Origin of the sequence: Immundisolibacter sp. (genome assembly GCF_028696615.1) — a bacterium.
Classification (GTDB): Bacteria; Pseudomonadota; Gammaproteobacteria; order Immundisolibacterales; family Immundisolibacteraceae; genus Immundisolibacter.
Map to the genome: position 1 here is coordinate 1 of NZ_JAQVGQ010000243.1, position 3,583 is coordinate 3,583.

Sequence of the window (3,583 nt, forward strand, 5' to 3'; positions counted from 1 at the left end):
GGCCCGGTGCCGTCCGGCCACGCCATCGAGATCCTGCGCTGGGAGCGCCTGCCGCTGGCCGTGCCGCTGGTGGTCGGCCAGGAGCGCGTGGTCTTCATCGACCGCAACGTGCGCGTCGGCCTCCCCGCGAGCCTGGGCGGTCGCCTGCGCGTGCAGAGCGCGGGCGGCGCGATCTACCTGCGGGCGAGCGAACCCATCGCACCGACGCGGCTGCAACTGCAGGACGTGGAATCCGGGGCCATCATCCTGCTGGACATCGGCGCCGAGTACGCGAAGGACGGCGAGACCCCGCTCGAGCCGGTGCGCATCGTCTCGACGGATACGGCCATCCCGCGTGAAGGCGCGACGGCGGCTCCCGGCCCGACGGAGGCGGCGCAGCCCGGCGTGCGCCGGCAGACGCCGGTGCCGGTGATCCTGACGCGCTACGCGGCGCAGAACCTCTATGCGCCGCTGCGCACCGTCGAACCCGCCCTCGGCATCGGGCGCGTGAACCTGCGTCGCAACTTGGCCCTGGACGCGCTGCTGCCCACGCTGCCGGTCCGGGCCCGGGCAATTGCGGCGTGGCGGCTGGAAGACCAGTGGGTGACTGCCGTGCGGCTGACCAACGCCTCGTCCCGCTGGATCGACCTCGATCCTCGGGCGCTGCAGGGCGACTTCGTGGCGGCGACCTTCCAGCACCCGAACCTGGGCCCGGCGGGCGATTCGACCGACACCACGGTCGTCTATCTCGTCACCCGCGGCCGGGGCCTGGCCGGGGCGCTGCTGCCGGAGCTGAGCCCCATCGATTCCGGCGCGAACCTGCCGCCGGCCGCCGCGGCAGGAGGAGCCTCCGATGCACGGTAATCCCCTGCTGAAGTGGCTGCTGATCCCGATGGTGCTGCTGCTGGTGTTCGTCGGGGCCAAGCTGTTCTCCGGTGGCGACAGCGGCGCCTCCGCGCCACTGGACGCGACCGGCCAGCTCACGCCCGAGGAAATGAAGGCGCTGGGCATCGCGGGCGACACGCCGCGCGATACGGTCGCCACCCTGGTCGCCCAGGTCAGGCAGCTGCGCACGGAACTGCAGACCGCGCTGAGCGACAACCGCCAGCACAAGGCCGAGAACGAGCGCCTGCGCACCCGCGAGGTGGCGATCGACCAGCGTATCCAAGGCGCGCTCGACAGCGAACGCCGTCGCCTGGAGCAGGAACGCAGCCAGGCCGCCAGCGACCGGCTGCAGACACAAGGGCTGATGCAGGAGCTGCAGCGGCGCCTGGACGGCATCTCCGGCAAGGGCGTTGCGTCCGACCTGCCCATTGGCCTGGGCCTTGTGGACGGCAACGGCAGGCAGTTTGGCGACGGCGGGGTCCGCTGGGTCGAGCCGGACGATGCCAGGACCGACGCTAAGGGCGGCGCCTCCGGCAACCTGCTCCCCAGCTTCCCCACCAGCTTTGGGTCGGCGTCACCCGAGCTGTCGGCGGCCGCGGATGCCGTCACCGGCCAGGCCGCCCGCGCGGTCGGCAGCACCACGAAGGCGGTCTACACCGTGCCCTCGAACGCCACGCTGATGGGCTCGGTCGCCATGACCGCGCTGATCGGCCGCGTCCCCATCGACGGGACGGTGAACGATCCCTATCCGTTCAAGGTGCTGATCGGCGCCGACAACCTCACCGCCAACGGGATCGAGATTCCCGAGGTGGCCGGCGCGGTCGTGAGCGGCACGGCCTCTGGTGACTGGACGCTCTCATGCGTGCGCGGGCAGATCCGCTCCATCACCTTCGTGTTCCATGACGGCACCATCCGCACGGTGCCGGAGGACGACGGCAACCGCGGCCGGAGCCATCGCAGCACCAGCCTCCAGGATGGCTTGGGCTGGATCAGCGACCCCTACGGCATCCCCTGCGTCTCGGGCGAGCGGCGCAGCAACGCCCAGCAGTATCTCGGCTCGCAGGCCCTGATCACCGCGGCCGGCGCGGGCGCGGCCTCCCTCATCCAGTCCGACGACGGCAGCGTGGCCGTGGTCGCCAACAGCGACGGCTCCCTCGGCACGGTCGGCATCGGCGGCAACGAGGCCATGGGCCGCATCCTCGCGGGCGGCGTGCGCGACATGGCCGACTGGGTGAACAAGCTGTACGGGCAGGCCTTCGCCGCGGTCTATGTCCAGCCCGGCGCCAGCGTGGCCGTGCATCTGGAGCAACCGCTCGCCATCGACTACGACGCCAAGGGGCGTCGCGTGAGCCACCAACTGGGAGGAGCGCATGCGCCTGACCTGGACTGACCGGCCAGCCGTCCTGCTCGCGATCGTCGCCGCCATCGCCCTCGGCGGCTGCGCGACCAGCTCGGAGAAGCTGCTGCCACGCGGCGAGCACACCATGCTCGACATCTGGCAACACGAGACCAGTGGCGGCACGGGCAGTCAAGCGGGTCGGAAACTGCTCGATGCCCGCCAGAGCCTGCGCCGGCCGCTCACCGACGCCGACGCACAGGCGGCGCCCGCGCTGAACGCGGCCTACACGCGCAGCGCCGCCAACGAGATCCATCGCCAGTTCCACCGGCTGCCGAATCCCGACCTGGTGATGTACGTCTTCCCACACCTGGCGGGCACCGACCCGGTGCCCGTGCCCGGCTACAGCACGGTGTTCCCGCTCTACCAGCGGGTGCAGTACGCGCTGCCCGGCGAGCGCGTGGAGGACTACTGATGGCCTGGAAGCTGACCTGGCCGCGCCGGCCGGCATCCACATCGGCACAAGCTGCCGTGGCGCCGGATGCCTGGGCGCGGCATGTGGCGACCCTGGCCGCACACGGCATCGACGCGCCGGGCGCCGCGCTCGCAAAGGGCGGGCGCCGGCCGGCCACGCAGGCCGACCATGCCGCGCGCTACGACGTTGCTCCGTCCTTCGCGGACCTCTTGCCCTGGGTCGAATACCTGCCCGGCTCGAAGTGCATGCTGCTCGAGGACGGCCAGTCGGTGGCGGCGTTCTTCGAGCTGCTGCCCATCGGCACCGAGGGGCGCGAGCTGGCTTGGCTGTGGCAGGCGCGCGATGCCCTGGAGAACGCCCTGCAGGATTCGTTCGACGAACTCGACGAGAATCCCTGGGTCGTGCAGCTCTACGCGCAGGACGAAGCCGACTGGGACCGCTACCTGCGCACGCTGACGGGCTACCTGCATCCGCGCGCGCAAGGCAGCGCGTTCAGCGACTTCTACCTGCGCTTCTTCGCCAGCCACCTGCGGGCGATCACCAAGCCGGGCGGCCTGTTCGAGGACACCACGGTGACGCGCCTGCCGTGGCGTGGCCAGACCCGGCGCGTACGCATGGTGGTCTACCGGCGCACACCGGATGCCGCATCGACGCGGCGCGGGCAGACACCCGAGCAGGCGCTGACGACGATCTGCGACCGCCTCGTCGGCGGCCTGGCCAATGCCGGCGTGAAGGCCCTGCGCATGGGTGCGGCGGACATCCACGACTGGCTGCTGCGCTGGTTCAACCCGAACCCCACCCTGCTCGGCACCACAGCCGAGGATCGCGAACGCTTCTACGCGCTGGCCCGCTACCCCGAGGAAGCCAATGAGGGCGAGATCGAACTCGCCAGCGGCACCGACTTCGCG

General features: G+C 71.4%; 4 protein-coding genes. All 4 read left to right on the plus strand.

What is annotated here, in order from left to right; genetic code table 11:
- The first annotated feature begins 6 nt into the window (after positions 1 to 6).
- The gene (locus tag PHC73_RS12495) at positions 7 to 843 is read left to right on the plus strand and encodes a TIGR03749 family integrating conjugative element protein (RefSeq protein ID WP_300128801.1); all 837 of its coding nucleotides are present in this window, start codon (positions 7 to 9) and stop codon (positions 841 to 843) included.
- Entirely contained in the window at positions 833 to 2,254 is a 1,422-nt protein-coding gene (locus PHC73_RS12500) for a TIGR03752 family integrating conjugative element protein (protein WP_300128794.1), read from the plus strand. The genes PHC73_RS12495 and PHC73_RS12500 overlap by 11 nt, the downstream gene beginning before the upstream one ends.
- Positions 2,235 to 2,675, plus strand: coding sequence for a TIGR03751 family conjugal transfer lipoprotein (locus tag PHC73_RS12505; protein ID WP_300128796.1), 441 nt, complete (start codon positions 2,235 to 2,237; stop codon positions 2,673 to 2,675). The genes PHC73_RS12500 and PHC73_RS12505 overlap by 20 nt, the downstream gene beginning before the upstream one ends.
- Positions 2,675 to 3,583 (plus strand): TraC family protein (locus tag PHC73_RS12510; protein ID WP_300128799.1); only part of this gene is annotated, 909 nt, incomplete at its 3' end. The genes PHC73_RS12505 and PHC73_RS12510, both read left to right, overlap by 1 nt.

Coding starts and splice junctions, on each gene's coding strand:
- PHC73_RS12500 (WP_300128794.1), top strand. CDS start 833: ATGCACGGTAATCCCCTGCTGAAGTGGCTGCTGATCCCGATGGTGCTG.
- PHC73_RS12505 (WP_300128796.1), top strand. CDS start 2,235: ATGCGCCTGACCTGGACTGACCGGCCAGCCGTCCTGCTCGCGATCGTC.